At 70.8% G+C, this 17182-nt stretch carries 9 protein-coding genes and 1 pseudogene; 7 read left to right on the forward strand and 3 right to left on the reverse strand.

Annotated elements, in window-relative coordinates; translation table 11 throughout:
* Nucleotides 1-6 precede the first annotated feature (6 nt).
* Together ACH4TG_RS09765 and ACH4TG_RS09770 are read right to left on the reverse strand one after the other, a co-directional pair.
* A complete protein-coding gene (locus ACH4TG_RS09765) occupies nucleotides 7-2964 on the reverse strand; it encodes a glycoside hydrolase family 2 TIM barrel-domain containing protein (protein ID WP_398241638.1) in 2958 nt (985 codons plus the stop codon).
* A 240-nt stretch (nucleotides 2965-3204) separates the two neighbouring features.
* Nucleotides 3205-4203, reverse strand: a complete 999-nt coding sequence (locus ACH4TG_RS09770) for a LacI family DNA-binding transcriptional regulator (protein WP_398241695.1) — start codon at nucleotides 4201-4203, stop codon at nucleotides 3205-3207.
* Nucleotides 4204-4573: 370 nt separating this feature from the next.
* Here ACH4TG_RS09770 and ACH4TG_RS09775 point away from each other — a divergent pair, with 370 nt between their 5' ends.
* The 6 genes and pseudogenes from ACH4TG_RS09775 to ACH4TG_RS09800 all read left to right on the forward strand — a co-directional run bounded on the left by ACH4TG_RS09775 (nucleotide 4574) and on the right by ACH4TG_RS09800 (nucleotide 15202).
* Complete coding sequence (locus ACH4TG_RS09775) at nucleotides 4574-5110, forward strand: hypothetical protein (RefSeq protein WP_398241639.1); 537 nt, start codon at nucleotides 4574-4576, stop codon at nucleotides 5108-5110.
* 106 nt (nucleotides 5111-5216) lie between these two features.
* Nucleotides 5217-7592: a ricin-type beta-trefoil lectin domain protein gene (locus ACH4TG_RS09780; RefSeq protein ID WP_398241640.1), complete on the forward strand. Its 2376-nt coding sequence runs from the start codon at nucleotides 5217-5219 to the stop codon at nucleotides 7590-7592.
* Between the two features lie 109 nt (nucleotides 7593-7701).
* Nucleotides 7702-10161, forward strand: a complete 2460-nt coding sequence (locus ACH4TG_RS09785) for a ricin-type beta-trefoil lectin domain protein (protein ID WP_398241641.1) — start codon at nucleotides 7702-7704, stop codon at nucleotides 10159-10161.
* 95 nt (nucleotides 10162-10256) lie between these two features.
* Complete coding sequence (locus ACH4TG_RS09790; protein ID WP_398241642.1) at nucleotides 10257-12197, forward strand: RICIN domain-containing protein; 1941 nt, start codon at nucleotides 10257-10259, stop codon at nucleotides 12195-12197.
* Nucleotides 12198-12446: 249 nt separating this feature from the next.
* Nucleotides 12447-13520 (forward strand): annotated as a pseudogene (locus tag ACH4TG_RS09795) (beta-galactosidase); the annotation flags it as partial.
* Between the two features lie 20 nt (nucleotides 13521-13540).
* Nucleotides 13541-15202, forward strand: coding sequence for a beta-galactosidase (locus tag ACH4TG_RS09800; protein ID WP_398241643.1), 1662 nt, complete (start codon nucleotides 13541-13543; stop codon nucleotides 15200-15202).
* 83 nt (nucleotides 15203-15285) lie between these two features.
* Here ACH4TG_RS09800 and ACH4TG_RS09805 read toward each other — a convergent pair whose 3' ends face one another.
* Entirely contained in the window at nucleotides 15286-16176 is an 891-nt protein-coding gene (locus tag ACH4TG_RS09805; RefSeq protein WP_398241644.1) for a phytanoyl-CoA dioxygenase family protein, read from the reverse strand.
* A gap of 82 nt (nucleotides 16177-16258) precedes the next feature.
* Between ACH4TG_RS09805 and ACH4TG_RS09810 the strand changes: the two genes are divergently transcribed.
* Nucleotides 16259-17128, forward strand: a complete 870-nt coding sequence (locus tag ACH4TG_RS09810) for a helix-turn-helix domain-containing protein (RefSeq protein ID WP_398241645.1) — start codon at nucleotides 16259-16261, stop codon at nucleotides 17126-17128.
* Nucleotides 17129-17182 lie beyond the last annotated feature (54 nt).

Genomic DNA, 17182 nt, shown 5'->3' on the forward strand with positions numbered 1-17182 from the left:
GTGCGCTCAGTCCACGGAGAACTGCACGGTGAACTGCGCGGCCACGGCGTACAGGGAGTGCGGGGCGGGGAGGTCCGGGCCGCAGGCGCCGCTGCCGATTCCGTGGTGTGCGTGGTCAAGGTGGAGGTGGACGCGGCCGTCGGGGCGCAGGTCGTGGGTATGCTCCGCGGCCGCGAGGGCGGCCGTGCTCCAGGGCCGCGCGGTGAGGTCGAGGTGGGGGAATCCGGCGATCTCCAGCCCGGGCAGCCCGGGGACGGTGATCCGGGCCTGCCGGACGTGGCGGCGGTTGCCGTTCTCCTGCGGCAGGACGTACGGGGTCTGCATCGCGGAGACCGAGCTGCGGTACCAGCCGAGCCGGGCGGCTTCCTGCGAGTCCCGGTAGGCCTCCCCCGGTCCGAGCCCGAGCCATTCGACGTCGGCGTCGTCGCCGGGCAGCGACATGGCCACGCCCAGCCTCGGCAGCGGAACCGTCCACGGGCCCTCGGGTGTGACCGTCACCTGCAGCCTCAGCAGCTGCCGTTGCGTCCCCTCGCCGGCCTCGGGCGCCGTCCAGCGGTAGACGACGCGGAGCGCGCTCCCCGAACCGGCCGCGGCCAGGCGGGCGGTGACCACCAGGCCGTCGCCGCCCGGCACGACACGCAGCGTGCGATGGCGCATACGGTCGAGTCCGGCGATGCGCCAGGCGGTGATCTGGGGTTCACCGCCCGCGCTGACCAGGTCGTTGTCGAGGGGCGCGCGCCAGATGTCCAGGGTCGGCCCGTGGAGTTCGAGGTCGCCGAGCCGGTGGAGCAGGCCGGAGCGCGGATCGAACCGGCCGGGGCCCAGAGCGACGGCGCCGTCCCGGACAGTGGGGGTTGCGGGGGCGAAGGGTTCGGGAGTGCGCCCGCTGGTCACCGGGCTCTGCGCCCAGGCGACCTCGTGTCCGGCGCCGGCCCAGCTCTCGTCCTCGGCCAGGCGGGCGGAGACCGTGAGCCACGCCTCGCAGCCGGAGTCGGCCTTGACCGCCGCGTCGACCGCGGAGGCCAGGTCGGGCGGCCAGGGCAGCGTCGAGCGGTCGCCGGCCTGCAGTGCCACGCCCACGTCGGCGCTGCAGACCGGCCGGCCGTCCTCCTCCAGCGACCAGGAGAAGCGCAGGTGCCCGGTGTCCCGGGCGTGGTACTGGTTGTGGATCTCGATCATCCGGCGGGCCGCGTCGATGCGGATGCGGACGGGCTCGATGACCTTCTTGAACTCGACCAGTCCAGGTGACGGCGTCCGGTCGGGGAACAGCAGCCCGTCGCACACGAAGTTGGCGTCGTGGATCTCCTCGCCGAAGTCACCGCCGTACGCGTAGTACGGCGTGCCGTCCGGCGCGGTGCGGGAGATCCCGTGGTCGATCCACTCCCACACGAAGCCGCCGGCCAGGCGCGGGTGCGTCTCGATGACGTCCTGGTAGTCGGCCAGGCCCCCGGGGCCGTTGCCCATCGCGTGGGCGTACTCGCAGAGGACGAAGGGCAGTCGGCGCCGGTGGGCGTCGTCGGCCGGGTCCCGGGTGGGCGGTTCCCGGCGGCGCCCGATGCGCTCCAGCTCCTCCAAGCCGATGTACATCTTGCTGTACAGGTCGGTGTAGGAGCAGCTTTCGTGGTCGCCCTCGTAGTGGATCAGCCGGGTGTCGTCGCGTTGGCGGACCCAGGCGGCCGCGGCGGCCAGGTTGGCGCCGGTACCGGACTCGTTGCCGAGGGACCAGACGACGACGCAGGGGTGGTTCTTGTCCCGCTCGACGAGGCGCCGGGTGCGGTCCAGGAAGGCGGGAAGCCAGGTCGGGTCGTCGCTGGGGTTGCCGCGCCATCCACCCGGTTCGAAGCCGTGGGTCTCCAGGTCTCCTTCGGCCACCACCCACAGCCCGTACTCGTCGCACAGGTCCAGGAAGCGCCGGTCGGGCGGGTAGTGGCTGGTGCGCACGGCATTGACGTTGTGCCGCTTCATCAGCAGTACGTCGTCCAGCAGGGCCTGTTCAGACAGGGTCCGGCCGGTCAGCGGGTGCCACTCGTGCCGGTTGACGCCGTGGAAGACCAGCGGCCGTCCGTTCGCGGTCAGCACCCCATCGACGACGCAGACGGTGCGGAACCCGATCCGCAGCGGTATGCGCTCGCCGTCCTCGGTGACCAACTCACCTGCGTACAGCCGGGGTTGATCGGCCGACCAGGGGGTGACGCCGTCGACGGCGTGCGGACCGGCCGGGTCCACGCCGGAGAGTCCCAGTTCGGGCACCGTCAGGCGCACCGTGCCGGACCCGGTGGTCGTGACCGTCAGGGTGCCGCGGCCCGTGGCGTGGTCGTAGCCGGCCCGGACGCAGTAGTCCTCCAGGCCGCGGGCGATCACCGAGACGGGCCGGAAGATGCCGGACAACCACCACATGTCCTGGTCTTCCAGGTAGCTGCCGGACGACCACTGGTGGACCCGTACCGCCAGCACGTTGGTGCCGGGCCGCAGTGCGGTGGAGGCGTCGAACTCGGTTGGCAGCCGGCTGCCCTTGCCGTCGCCGAGCCGGACGCCGTTGAGCCACACGGCGAACGCCGAGTCGACACCCTCGAACCGCAGGACCACGCGCGCGACCGGGAAGTCCTCCGGGACGTCGAAGCGATGGCGGTACTCCCCTGTCGGGTTCGGCTCCGGTGTTCGGGGAGGGTCCACCGGGAACGGGAACGCGATGTTGGTGTAGGCGGGGGCTCCGTAGCGCGGCGTGCCGGGCAGGCCCGCCATCTGCCAGCACGACGGGACGTCGAGCGTGTCCCACGTGGCGTCGTCGAACCCCGGCGCGGCGAATCCCTCGGTCAGGTCGTCCAGGTCCGCCGCCAGCCGGAACCGCCACGCGGCGTCGAGTGCGATGGTGGGTGCGTCGGAGGTGAACGCGGCACGCGGCCGCAACCGCCCGGTGCCGGGTGAAGGGTCGTCGACGTACGCCGTCGAGTCGGGAGCGCTCATGATGCGGGAGCCTTCTTTGCGGGCCGTCCATGACAGGGGACGGCGAAGGGCAGGGCGGCGCCGGGTGGCAGGAGCGACGCCGGGCCGCCCGGACGTGGGGACGGCAAGGAGAGGGGACGTCGGGGCCCGGGAGGAGGGGAAGCGCGGGCTTGTTGGCGGCGGGCGGCGGGGCGCCGGCCGTGACAGGCTGCGGGAGGACGGGGTCGCCGTCTGTCTCCGGCAGTTGAAGGGTGAGGAAGGTCAGGCGGTCGGGCGGGGCGGGGCGCTGCTGCCCCGGACGAGCAGGGTGGGCCGCAGCAGGGAGATGGCGTTGACGGGGGGCTTGTCGGCTTCGACGGCGCGCAGCAGCAACTCGACCGCTTGCTGGGCCATCTCGCGTTTGGGGAAGGCGACCGTGGTCAGGGTCGGCTCGACGTGCCCGACCTGGGCGATGTCGTCGAAGCCGACGACGCTGACGTCCTCGGGCACCCGGCGTCCTGCCCGGGTCACGGCTTCGAGGGCGCCGATCGCGAGGATGTCGTGGGTGGCGAAGATCGCCGTCAGGTCCGGGTCCTCGGCCAGTGCGGCGGTGGCCGCGGCGTAACCGCCCTCGGCGTCGTCGCTGATCCGGCTGAACACCATGCGGTCGTCGACGGTCAGGCCGTCGACCGCGAACGCCCGGCGCAGTCCGGCGAGTCGGGGGGCGTGCGAGGGGAGGTCGGCGACCACGGCGATCTTCGTGTGGCCGAGCTCGCGCAGGTGGCGTCCGGCCAGGTAGCCGGCGTTCTCGTAGTCGATGGACACCACCGGCAGCGAGTGCGGCGGATCCAGCTCCCACGCGAACAGGGCGACGGGGAAGGTCGCCTCGGCCAGCATGTCGAGCTGCTGTGCCACCCCTGCGTCGCCTGCGACGAGCAGGGCGTCGACGGAGCGGGCGGTGAGGTTCTCCAGGTGCTTGCGGGTGTACTCGGGGTCGTCCCGTGTGGTGGCCAGCAGCAGGTTGTAGCCGTGGTGCACCAGGACGTTCTCCACCTCCTCGACCACCTCGGAGTAGAAGGGGTTGGCGACGGAGGGAACGAACAGCCCGACGGTCTTGGTGGCGCCGGTGCGCAGCGATCGGGCGAGCAGGTTCGGCTTGTAGCCGAGCTCCTTGATCGCCGCGTGCACCTTGGCAGCCGTCTCCGGACGCACCGACTTGCCGGCCAGCACGTTGGAGACGCTCTGCTTGGTGACCCCCGCGAGAGCGGCCACCTCCGCCATCGTCGCCACGGACACCCTCCTGCGTTTATCGATCCACGTTCTTGGTGGGCGTCACACTAGGGTCGGCGGCAAGCCCCCACAAGCCGATGCCTCATTCTCGTAACCCACCCGTTACCAAGGGAGGCGGTGGCGCTGCTACGCCGCGGCGTACTTCACCAACTTGGCGCAGGTCAGATGGCCTTCGCTCGATTCGGTGGGTAACTCGCCTTGTAACAAGCATTGACGCGTTCCGTCAGGCGTCCCTAGCATCCGGCCTACGCCGAGCGGCGTGGACCGATCAAACACGTCCGCTGCCGGTGTTCGATCGCCCACCCACGATGCCGGAGCCGCTCCCCCATGGCGGCTCCGTCGATCCGCGGAGGAGTGGCTCATGCCGTATCTGCACATGCTTCGAAGAAGGGGGCCGGCCAGGCGCCTCGCCGTTCTGGTGGCGGCGGTCGTGGTGGCCGGCTCCATCGCCGCCGCCATCCGTCCGGGTCACGGCGGCACATCGTCCAGGGCGTCCACGGCGAGCGACGTCCTGCACCGCGCGCCGGCACCGGGCAGCCTGCACCTGGTGGCGTTCCTGGCGACGCAACCGGACACCGCCGACACGCCGTCGCGCGCCCAGGCCGTCGCGCTCAAGAGCCTTCAGGAGCAGTACGGCCGCAAGGGCCTGACGATCGAGATCGTCGACGAGAGTGGCGCCGGAGAGGACGCCCTCGTCAACACCACCTACGACTGGCAACTCGGTGCGATCCGGCTGGCCGCGGACCCCGGAGGCGCGCTGGCCCGGCGCTCCGGCGTGCACACGCTGCCGACCGTCGTGCTCCGCGACGCAGCCGGAGCCCTGGTCAAGCGCTGGGACTCCGCCGTCCTCACCGTCCAGGCGGCCCAGGTCATCTCCGGCCGGCTCGCCGCCGGCTGATACCCGGCTCTCCTCGACTCCCACCCCGTCGCGCCGGTCGTCCCCGCCGGCGCCCCCCATCCCGTACCCCATCTCCCTACCTTCCCCTGCCCAAAAGGAGCCGCACATGTCCTCCGCACCTCCGCTGCACGCCCGATGGCGCAGACGCCTCACAACGCTCGCCGCAGCCCTGGCGATCCCGGTGTCGTGGCTGTCCCTCGCCGCGGCGGCACCGGCGCACGCCGCGCCCGCCGCATCCTCGTCGGCGCACTACGTCGACTGCTCGAAGTCGCGCAACGGCAGCGGCAGCCAGTCCAGCCCCTGGAACGCGCTGGCCACGGTCAACGCCACGACCTTCCGCGCGGGCGACCAGATCCTGTTCGCCCGCGGCACCACCTGCAACGGGACCCTCGCCCCCAAGGGGTCCGGCGTGTCCGGCTCCCCCATCGTCGTCGACACGTACGGGACCGGTGCCAAGCCGCTCATCGCCGGCGGCGGCGCGTCGGACGCCGTGCTGCTGACCAACCAGCAGTACTGGGAGATCCGCAACCTGGAGGTGACCAACCACGGGGCGACCGCCGGCAACCGCCGCGGTGTCCACATCGTGCTGCAGGACTACGGCACGGGCAGCCACTACCGGATCACCAACCTGACGGTGCACGACGTCAACGGCGACGGCGTCAAGGATCTCGGCGGCAGCGCCGGAATCCAGTTCGACGTGTTCGGCACCAGCGTCAAGACGAAGTTCAACGACGTGGTCGTGGACGGCAACGACGTCTACTCCGTCGATCGCTCCGGCATCAACATGTCGACGGCCTGGAAGTGCCGGGCCTCGATCGGCTACCCGTCGCCCTGCCAGTACGGCGTGGACACGTACTACCCGTGGACCGGGTTCGTCGTGCAGAACAACACCGTTCACGACATCGGCGGCGACGGCATCGTCATGCAGTACACCCAGAACGGTCTGGCACAGAACAACGTCGCCTACGACACGGCCGCGCGCTGGTACGGCTCCAACGCCGCCATCTGGGACTGGAACGCCGACAACGTCACCTTCCAATACAACGAGGCGTACCGGACCCACAAGCTGCCCGACAACGGCGACGGCATGGCCTGGGACGCCGACTACGGGACCGACGGCACCGTCTACCAGTACAACTACAGCCACGACAACGAAGGCGGCATGGCGATGTTCTGCGGCTGCGGCGGCGGATCCACGTCCACCACCAACGCGGTCTTCCGCTACAACGTCAGCCAGAACGACGCCGGCCAGGTGCTGCGCGACGCGGGCGAGTCCAACGGCTGGTTCTACAACAACACCATCTATGAGCCCGAAGGGGCCACGGCGCCCATCCTGACCAGCGGCCGGTCGTCGCTCACCTTCGCCAACAACCTCATCGTCAACCACGGTTCGGGCGGCTACCAGTACAGCGGTACGTCCTTCACCAACAACCTCATCAGCGGCAACACCTCCAACGCGCCCGGCGGCCAGATCCTCGCAGACCCGAAGCTGAAGTCGCCCGGCAGCGCCGGTACCGGCATCGGCACTGTGGGCGGGTACCAGCTGACGGCCGGCTCCCCGGCCATCGGCGCCGGCCGGGTCATCCCCGGCGGGAACGGCGGCCGGGACTTCTGGGGCGACCCGGTACCGTCCGTGTGCGCACCCGACATCGGCGCGGACCAGCTGTCCACGCCCGACGACGCCTCGTGCGGCGTGGTGGGCAACGGCGGCTTCGAGTCCGGCGCGCTCGCCCCCTGGTACGGGTGGAACTCCGCCTCGGTGGTCAGCGGCAACGCCCACTCGGGCTCGTACGCCCTCCAGGTCGGCGCCTCGCCGTCCTCCGCCGAACAGATCGTCGCCCTGGCGCCGAACACCACCTATCAGCTGGCGGGGTGGGCCGAGGCGGCCACCGCCGGGGAGCAGGTGCAGATCGGCGTCAAGGACTACGGCGGCGCCGAGGTGTCCTCCGCGACGAGCAGCACCTCGTACACCAAGGCCGCGTTGATCTTCCGCACCGGCGCGTCCGACCACCAGGCCACGGTCTACTGCTACAAGGCGTCGGGCGGCGGCAACGGGTACTGCGACGACCTCGCGGTGACTGTCGCCACGGTGCCGACCGGCACCGTCAGCGGTGTGCCGAGCGGCCGCTGCGTCGACGTGCCCAACTCGGACGCCTCGGACGGCACGCAGCTCGACCTGTGGGACTGCAACGGCGGCGCCAACCAGCTCTTCGCCGACTTCGGCGACGGCACCCTGCGCACCCTCGGCAAGTGCCTGACGGCGGCCTCCTACGCGCCGGGGTCCCCGGTCACCGTGGCCACCTGCGGCGCCTTGCCGGGGCAGAGCTGGACGTACGACGCGTCCGCCCGCACGTTCAGCCCCTCCAGCGGCGTCTGCCTGGATGCGAGCGGCGCCGGGACCGGCAACGGCACCCCGCTGATCGTCTACGGGTGCAGCAGCGCCGACAACCAGAAGTGGGCGCGGACGCAGGTCAGTTCCTAGCCCCGGCCAGCCCGGCGCGAGCCCTCGGCTCCGCCGGGCCATCCCCTTCCGCCGCGCCATGCCTCCGGTGACGCGGCGTTCCTCCCCCCAACCCTCGCAAGGAGCCCCCATGTCCCGCAGTCCGGCAAGAGCCCGCCATCGGCGGTCAGCCGCACTCTCCGTCCTCGCCCTGGTCGTCGGCCTGCTCACCGGCATGACCACCGGTCCCGCGCACGCCGAGACCACCACCTCGATCACCGTGGACGGCACCAAGCCCGGCCTCACCTTCGACGGCATCGGCGCGATATCGGGCGGCGGCGGCAACAGCCGGCTGCTCGTCGACTACCCCGAGCCGCAGCGCAGCCAGATACTCGACTACCTGTTCAAGCCCGGCTACGGCGCCTCGCTGCAGATCCTCAAGATCGAGGTCGGCGGCGACAGCAACTCCACCGACGGCGCCGAGGCCAGCCACGAGCACGCCCGCGGCACCATCGACTGCAACCAGGGCTACGAGTGGTGGCTCGCCGCCCAGGCCAAGGCCCGCAACCCGCACATCAAGATCGCGGCGCTGTCCTGGGCCGCGCCCGGGTGGGTCGGCGGCGGCTCCAACACCTTCTACACCGACGACGCCGTCACCTACCTGATGGACTGGATGGGCTGCGCGGCCCAGCACAACCTCACCGTCGACTACCTCGGCGGCTGGAACGAGCGCTACAACGGCTACGCGGGTGACAACAGCTCCGGTGCCAGGCCGTGGTTCGTCAAGCTGAAGAACGCGCTTGTCGCGCATGGCTACGCCACCAAGGTCGTGGCCGGCGACGACGGCTGGTCTGTGGCCGACGACATGGCCTCCGACTCGGCGTTCGACGCCGCCGTGGACGTCGTCGGCGTCCACTACCCGTGCGGCTACCTGGCGTCCGCCCAGTACTGCCCGAGCACCGGGACCGCGCAGGGCCTGGGCAAGCCGCTGTGGGCCTCGGAGAACGGCTCGCAGGACGCCACCGACGGCGCCGCCGCCACCGCGCGGGCCATCAACCGCGACTACACCGACGGCCGCATGACCGGCTACATCAACTGGCCGCTCGTCGCGGGCATCTACCCGAACCTGCACTTCTCCACCGACGGGCTGGTGGTCGCCCAGCAGCCGTGGTCGGGCAGCTACCAGGTCGGCCCGACGACGTGGGCGATGGCGCACACCGGGCAGTTCACCGCGCCGGGCTGGCGCTACATCGACTCGGCGAGCGGCGCGCTCGGCGGCTGGTCGGGCAATGGCACCTACGTGACGCTGAAGTCGCCGGACAGCAACGACTACAGCACCGTCATCGAGACGATGGACGCGTCCGGCGCCCAGACCGCGCAGTTCAGCGTCACCGGCGGCCTGTCCACCGGCACCGTCCACGTGTGGGCCACCGACCTCAGGTCCGCGGACGACGCCACCCACTTCGTGCACCAGGCGGACATCACCCCGTCCGCCGGCACGTACAGCCTCACCCTCCAGCCCGGCTACGTGTACACGGTCACCACCACGACCACCGTGCCGGGCACCGGAGCCGCCCAGGGCAAGGGCGCCACCACCCGGCAGCTCCCCAAGCCGCTGGCGCTCCCCTACCGCGACGGCTTCGACACAGCGGCGACCACCACCTCGCCGAAGTACTTCACCGACATGAACGGCGCCTTCGCCACCGTCCCGTGCGCGGGCTCCCACAAGGGGACCTGCCTGCAGCAGATGGCGCCCGCGGCCCCGGTCCACTGGACCGGCGAGAGCTACGCCGACCCGTACACCTTCATGGGGGACATCTCCTGGAGCGACTACACCGTCAGCACGGACACCGACCTGACCCAGTCCGGCAGTGTGGAACTGCTCGGCCGCGTCAACGATCAGGGCCGCAACAACAACGGCCTGAACGCATACCACCTTCGGGTCTCCAACACCGGGGCGTGGTCGATCCTGCGCAGTGACACCAGCTGGAACTTCACCACGCTGGCCTCCGGCACGGTGAAGGCGCTGGGCACGAACGCCTGGCACAACGTCGCGCTGACCATGCAGGGCAGCATCCTGACCGCGAAGATCGACGGCAGGGCGGTCGGCAGCACGAACGACTCCACCTTCTCCCAGGGCATGGCGGGCCTCGGCGTCGTCGGCTACCAGACCGACCAGTTCGACAACTTCTCGGTTGCCGCGGCCGGCAGCGCCGCAACCTCGCACATCGGCCCGATCAACTCCGTCCTCGACTCGTCCAAGTGCGTCGACGCCGACCGGGACTCCGGGGCGAACGGCACGGTGGTGCAGCTGTGGGGCTGCAACGGCGGCGCCTCCCAGGCATGGACGTACACGAACGGGAGCCTCCTCCTCAACGGCAAGTGCCTGGACGTCGGCAACCAGAGCACGGCGAACGGCACCCCCGTCGCCCTGTGGGAGTGCAACGGCGGCGCCAACCAGAAGTGGTACGCCAAGCCGGACGGTTCGCTGGTCAGCGGGATGTCCGACGGGATCTGCCTCGACGACCCCGCGGCGGCCACCGCCGACGGGACCCCGCTGGAGATCTGGTCCTGCAACGGCGGCGCCAACCAGAAGTGGCGACTCCCCTGACCCGACCGCCCGGCCCCGCGGCACCCCGCGGGGCCGGGCCCGGGCCCGAACCCCCATCCCTGCCCGATTCGCTCCCGCCGACACCCGGAGGACCCGTGCTCCCACCCCTGTCCCGCCGCTCCCTGCTGACCGGTGCCGCCGCCCTCGTCCTCTCCGCCGGACCTCTGTCGACCTCCGCCAGGGGCGCCGCGGGGAAGACTCCGAAGGTTCTGGTCATCGGCCTCGACGGCGCTCTCCTCAGCCGCGTGGCCGCCGCCGACGCCCCGAACCTCAAAGCCCTGATGGCAGCCGGTCTCACGGCGACCAGCAGCATCTACGCGGCCCCCCTGGCACCCACGCTGTCCGGTCCGGGATGGTCCACGATCCTCACCGGGGTCTGGCCCGACAAGCACCACGTGACGGACAACGCCTTCACCGGGCAGGACTTCGCGCGGTACCCGGACTTCCTGACGCGGATCGAGACGGCCAGGCCCGCCCTGACCACGTACGCGGTCGCCTCTTGGGCGCCGATCACCGACACCGTCCTCTCCGCCGCCGTCGACACCCGGGTTTCGACACCCAGCGAGGAGTACGACGCGGGCACCACCGTCCGCCTCGTCGAGCAACTGCGCAACGGCGACCCCGACGCGGCCTTCGTACAACTGGACGGCGTCGACGAGGCCGGGCACGCCTACGGAGCGGCCAGCCAGCAGTACCTGGACGCCATCCACGTCGTCGACACCCAGGTCGGCCAGTTCGTCGCCGCGGTACGGGGCCGGCCGAGGTACTCCGCGGAGGACTGGCTGATCATGGTCACCGCCGACCACGGCCACACGAACGCCGGCGGACATGGCGGATCGAGTCTGCAGGAGCGGCAGACCTTCCTGGTCGCCACCGGGCCGACGATCACCGGCGGCTCGACCCGCCACGACGTCAAGATGCCTGACATCGCGGCAAGCGTGCTCGCCCACCTGGGCATCCAGATCCTGGCCGCGTGGGGGCTCGACGGGCGCCCCCTCCAACAGCCGCGCCCCGACGACTTCGCCGCCCTGCGCGGCGCACTCCGCACCAGAGCCGACGAGACCGGTATCGCCCCGGCGATCGTCGGCTGGACGCACACTCCGCCGGCCGGCTGGTCGGTGGACAACTCCCTGATGGGTACCGGCGGCGTCACCGAATGGCGGGGCTGGTCCTTCGCCACCGACGAGTTCTGGACCTCGGCGGAAGCCGACCAGCAACGCGAGGCGAACGTCCGCGCGCGTGACGTCTTCGCCGTGGCGGACGGCGACGAGTGGTCCGACGAACCGGTCTCCGGCACCTTCGACTCCACGTTGACCAGCAGGACGTTCCCGGTGACCGGCGGCGCCACCGCCGTCCTGACCTACACGACCTTCTACCGCCAGGAGTCACCCCAGCAGGGCGAGGTGCTGGTCTCGTTCGACGGGGCGGCGCCGGTCCCGGTGCGGACCTACACCGCCGACGTCCCCTCGCGCGAGGAGGCGATCAGCCTGGAGGTTCCCCTCGGTGCCACCGGAGTCCGCGTCCTCTTCCACTACACGGGCGGCAACAACTGGTACTGGACGGTGAGCCAGGTCGCGGTCGGCGACGCCGGACCGCTGGGCCCCGCGGGGCCGCCGCCGGTGTGCCGGTTCGTCAACCGGCAGAGTGGCAAGGTCATCGACGTGCCGGCCGGCTCCACCGCCACCGGCACGGCACTGATCCAATACGCCCCCAACGACGGGGACAACCAGCGTTGGCAGGTGACGGCTGCCGCAACCGACGTGTGGGAGTTCACCAACGTCAACTCCGGTCTGGCGATGGATGTCCAGGGCGGGTCCACGGCCGCCGGCGCGCCCGTCATCCAGTGGACGCCCACTCACGCGACCAACCAGCAGTGGCGGTTGGCCGACGCGGGCGCCGGCCACGTGAAGATCGTCAGCGCGCGCAGCGGCCTGGTACTCGGCATCTCCGACGGTTCCACAGCGGACGGGGCCGCCGTTCGACAACAGACCGACACCGGCAGTGCCGCCCAGCATTGGAGGGTGCAGGCGTCCTGACCCGCAGCGTCGTAGGGAACGGGCGGGTTCCCGTCCTGGACGGGCCGCCACATTCGCGTGGGCGGCGGTCCGGCGAGGGGCCCGGCCCCGGTGTTTCGGCGCCGTCGTGGGCGGCGACGGCGCCGCGATCGTGCAGTAGCCAGGCAACGGCGGCAGCAACCAGGTGTGGAGCCTCGTCCCGCCTTCGTGACCGGCCCCCGCTCCTCCGCCCCCATCCCACTCAGCCGCGAGACTTCCAGGGAGTCACAGATGGAGCAACCCGCAAGCACAGCCAGCGACGGCATCAGCCGCCGCAGCGCGATCAGGATCCTCGGCGCCGGGACCGCGGCGCTCGCCGTCCCCTTCGCCGGAGGTCTGCTGTGGCCCTCCCGGGCCGGCGCGGCCACCGCCGGAACCATAGGAGCACCGGTCACGCTGACGAACGTGCACAGCGGCTGCGTGCTGGACGTCTACGGCCGCAGTACCGACGACGGTGCCCAGGTGGTCCAGTGGACGCCCACCGGGAACGACAATCAGCAGTGGACCCTGCTCGACCAGGGCGACGGGTGGGTGGGGATCAGCCCCATGCACTCGGGCAAGATGCTCGACGTCTCCGGGGGGTCGGGCAGCGACGGCACCCCGGTGATCCAGTGGTACGCGAACGGCGGCCTCAACCAGGAGTGGCGATTGGACGACGCGGGCCGGGGGCACGTGAAGATCGTCAGCCGGTCCAGCGGGAAGCTGCTGAGCGTCTCCGGAGACTCGGCCGATGCCGGGGCCACGGTCGAGATCCGCAGCGACTCCAACGACCCGAGCCAGTGGTGGACCGCCACCGTGGCGCCGTACGTGCTGAACACCGGCGCCACCGAGGCGCGAACCGACGACGCGCTGGCCAACGAGGGCGGTGCCGGCGGCGGAGTCGCCTACGGGGTGACCCGCAACGGATGGTCTCGAAACGGAGCCGCCTGGTATCCCGTGAGCGGCGAGTTCCACTACGTCCGCTACTCCGAAACCCGTTGGGACCGCGAGCTGGGCAAGTTGCGCGCCGCCGGTGTCGGCATCGTGTCGACGTACGTGTTCTGGAACCACCACGAGCAGCTGGAGGGCACCTGGGACTGGTCGGGCCGCCGGAACCTCCGAGCTTTCCTCGCCGCGGCCCAGCGGCAGGGACTGCTGGTCTGGCTGCGGGTTGGCCCCTACATTAACGCCGAGACGAACAACGGCGGCATTCCCGACTTCGCCCTGCCCGGTGCGCGGACGAACGACCCGGGGTACCTGGCCAAGGTCGACATGTACTTCGCCCAGATCGCCGCACAGGCGAACAGCCTGTTCGTGAAGGACGGCGGCCCGATCGTCGGCATCAATTGGAGAACGAGTACGCCTCGGGAGACCCCGCACACATCACCACGCTGCGCCAGATGGTCACCGCCCGCGGCATGGTGGCGCCGTACTACTCCGTCACAGCCAACTCCGTGTTCGAGAAGGACACCGCCATCCCGCTGCAGGGTTCCTACTGCTACCGCGGCTGGGAGACCGGAGCCGGCACCGAGCCGGTGTCCGGCTTCATCTACGGCAGCGACGAGTGGACCGCCAACACCGACACCGGCGGCGCCATGTACGACACGCTGGACTACCCTCGCGGCTTCTGCGAGTTGGGCACGGGCAGCCCGATGCGCGGCAGGGACAGGTTCCTGGTCGAGCGCCGCTTCGTGGTGGCGCAGGCCTACGACAGCGTCGGGCGGGGTGCGAACTACCTCGGCTACTACATGTTCCACGGCGGCACCCAGGTGGCAGACCTGTCCGGGAGCTGGCCACTGACCTACGACTTCCAAGCGCCCCTCGGCGAGTTCGGCCGGACCAGGGACTCCTACCGGCACTACCGGCGGCTGCACACCTTCGTCACCACCTGTTCCGCCGAACTCGTCCGCACCCGGATCAGCCGCGACCCCGGACAGCTCATGGACCCGGGACAGACCCGGCGCCTGCGCTACATCGGCCGGTTCGACGCCGCCGGCCGCGGCTTCGTCTTCGTCAACAACACCCAGCGCAACGTCACCATGCCGGCCAGGAGCGACGTCCAGGTCCAGATCAAAACCGCCGGCGGCACCGTCACCCTGCCGGCCGCGCCGCTGACCATGCCGCCGGACCGCTCCAACGTCTTCCCGGTCATGACGGACCTGAACGGAGTCGACCTGCGCTGGGCCACCGTCGAGCCGCTGGCGAGACTGGCTGGCGACGACCTGCCCACCTGGGTCTACTGGGCACCGGACTGGACCGACCGCAGCCTGGCCTTCGGCAAGTCCGTCACCCTGACGAACGAATGGGGATCAGCTACCCAGAAGGTCGTAGGGAACGAGTTGATCGCGACCGCCCCGGCGGGACAGCGCACCTCATTGCTCGTACGCCCGTCCGGCAGCAAAACACCGTGCGCGCGGATCATCGTCCTGACCGAGGCGGAGTCACTCAACGCGGCGGTCGTACCGCTGAACGGCAACGACCGGCTGATCATCGCGGCAACCGGCCAGGTGACGGGCGTGCAGCCGGCCGTGCGCTTCACCGCCCCCGCGGGTGCGCAGATCACCGCCGACATCTTCCCGACCGGAGGACTTGCCCCGGGTACAGGATGGAAGGCGGTCGCGGCAGGCATGCCGTTCGGGCGCTACAGCTACCAGCTCGCGGCAGGGCCGGCCGCCCCGCAGATCACCGGGGCCGCAGGCGGCCGGTGGCGGATCGACGGCGGAGACCCGGCCCGGCTCGCCGACCTGGCCGAGGCCCAGGTCGTCCTCGACTACCGCGGCGGCGACGCCACGCTGCTCGCCGGCGGGACGGCCGTGAGCAACGACCTCTACCACGGCGAGACGTGGACCATCGACTTGAAGAACCTCGACCGCTCCGCGCTCGCCGACCTCACCCTCCAGGTGTCGGCCTGGGACAGCGCGATCACGGGCGTCACCCCGCCCGCAGGGCCCACCCCCAACCTCGCCGGCTGGACCTGGAACCCCGTGCGGGAGGCCGCATGGGCCTGACGCCCGCCGCCGCAGTGAACGCTGAGCGCGCTGCGGGGGACCGGGACCGCTCGATTCGTCGCGTCATATGCTGCCGACGGCGTTCACAGTCCATCCTGGTCGTGCCAGTGTTCCTGCCAGCGCTGGTCGATCGGGTCCGCCGCGGCCTGGTAGCGGAGATCGGTGGAGAGACGGAAGAGCCCGTCCGGATCGGCGTTGTCGAGCGAGGCGTGGATGATGTGGGCGTTGTGGACGATCAGGTCCCCGGCTGCGAAGTCCGTGATCAGCCAACGGCTGTCGTACGCGTCGGCCAGTCGCGGCAGATCGGCCGTCATCGAGGCAGCGGGCCGTTTGAGTCTTCCTGCGGCCTCCTCCCGGAGCACGTGGTGGTGGCTGCGTTCCAGGTAGATCAGCGGGCCGCGCGCGATCGGGATGTCGCCGAGGGGAATCCAGGAGGAGATCACGCGGTCGGTGCCTTCGCGGAGGTAGACCAGGTCGTAGTGTGCCTGGGTGGCGGTGCCGATACCGGTCTCCCCCGGGCCGATGTGCCGGATGATCTTCCGCCGGTGCAAGTGGACGTTGCCGGTACCGAGGAACCACCGGTGGAACGCCACCAGCCGCGGGTGCCTGCACAGGGCCTCGTACTCAGGGCCGGGCACCAGATCGTTGTAGAGGATCTGGCGCATGGCGGCGCGATCGAACCGGTCGGCGGTGCCGGCGACACCTTCTCGGGGGTCGGTACCGGGACGGGTGAGCCCGCTGGGAGCCAGCCGGGCGAAGTAGTGCCGGCGGAACTCCAGAGCGGTCTTGGCCTCGAAGAAGCCGCGGAACAACAGGTAGCCGTCGCGGCGGAACCGCTCATGGAGGGCACCGAGGTCGTTGCGCTCCTCCTCGGGGACGGGCATCAGGCTACCGAGCCGGCCAGGGCTCTGGTCGAGGACGTAGCCGTTCGAGGTCAGGACTCCCGTCGACCGGGAGGCGTCGCTAGTGTGCATACCTGAGATGCTGCTGGCTGCGGTGTCGCGAGGACCATGCAGTATTGCCGGCGGTACTTGGACATTTGTCGACGGGAGATCCGTGGTCAGCCCCGTTCTGCCCTGCAGTTGCTATCTGACCCCGCCGCTGGAGGTCCGGGCACTGGGCTTGGCACTCACCGGAGTCGGCTGGATCCCCGAGCAGCGCCGGACCTGGTCACGTCGCGCCCTGACCACGTACGCCGGAGTCCTTGTCACCGCGGGCGCGGGCCGGCTGTCCTTCCAGGGCTCGCCGGGCTTTCAGGAAGTGACGCACGGCACCCTCTTCTGGCTTCCGCCCGGCATCCCCCACCACTACGGGCCCCTGCCGGGTACAGCCTGGTCCGAGTACTGGGTCCTCTTCGAGGGGCCAGCGACGTCCGGATACGAGGAGCTGGGCTTTCTCGGTTCCCGATCCCATCGCGTCGATGCAACCGGCGCCGAGTCGATCCGGGCCACCTTCGTGGAACTGCTCGACACCGCCGGACGACCGGAGTCGGTGCCCACGCACGTCCGTGCCGCAGCGCTGCTGCACACCCTGATCGCTGCGGCCGGCGCTTCACCGAATGCCGAGGACTCTCCAGCAACCGGCACCATCGGCCGGCGCGCCTTGGACATCCTGGCCCGCGACGCCCATCTGCCGGTCCGAATCTCGGCAGTCGCAGCCGAACTGGCCGTCTCCCGGGACACCCTGGCCACCGAGGTACGCCGCTGCACCGGCTCCACGCCCAGCGAGTACCTCACGCGGTACCGCATCACCAGGGCCAAGGCACTGCTGGCCGGCAGCGACCAGTCGATCGCGGCCATCGCCCGGGCCGTCGGCTACGCCGACCCGGCGTACTTCTCCCGCGTGTTCACCCGCACCACGGGCGTCGCCCCGAGCCGGTTCCGACGGCAACAGCACGCACAACCTGACATCACCGCGACGCTGTGACCATCCTCGCCGGAGTCCGGCGGCGGGCGGCCGCCGAGAGGGCCGCAGCCCAGG

Source organism: Streptomyces sp. NPDC020917 (assembly GCF_044333795.1).
Taxonomy (GTDB): domain Bacteria; phylum Actinomycetota; class Actinomycetes; order Streptomycetales; family Streptomycetaceae; genus Actinacidiphila.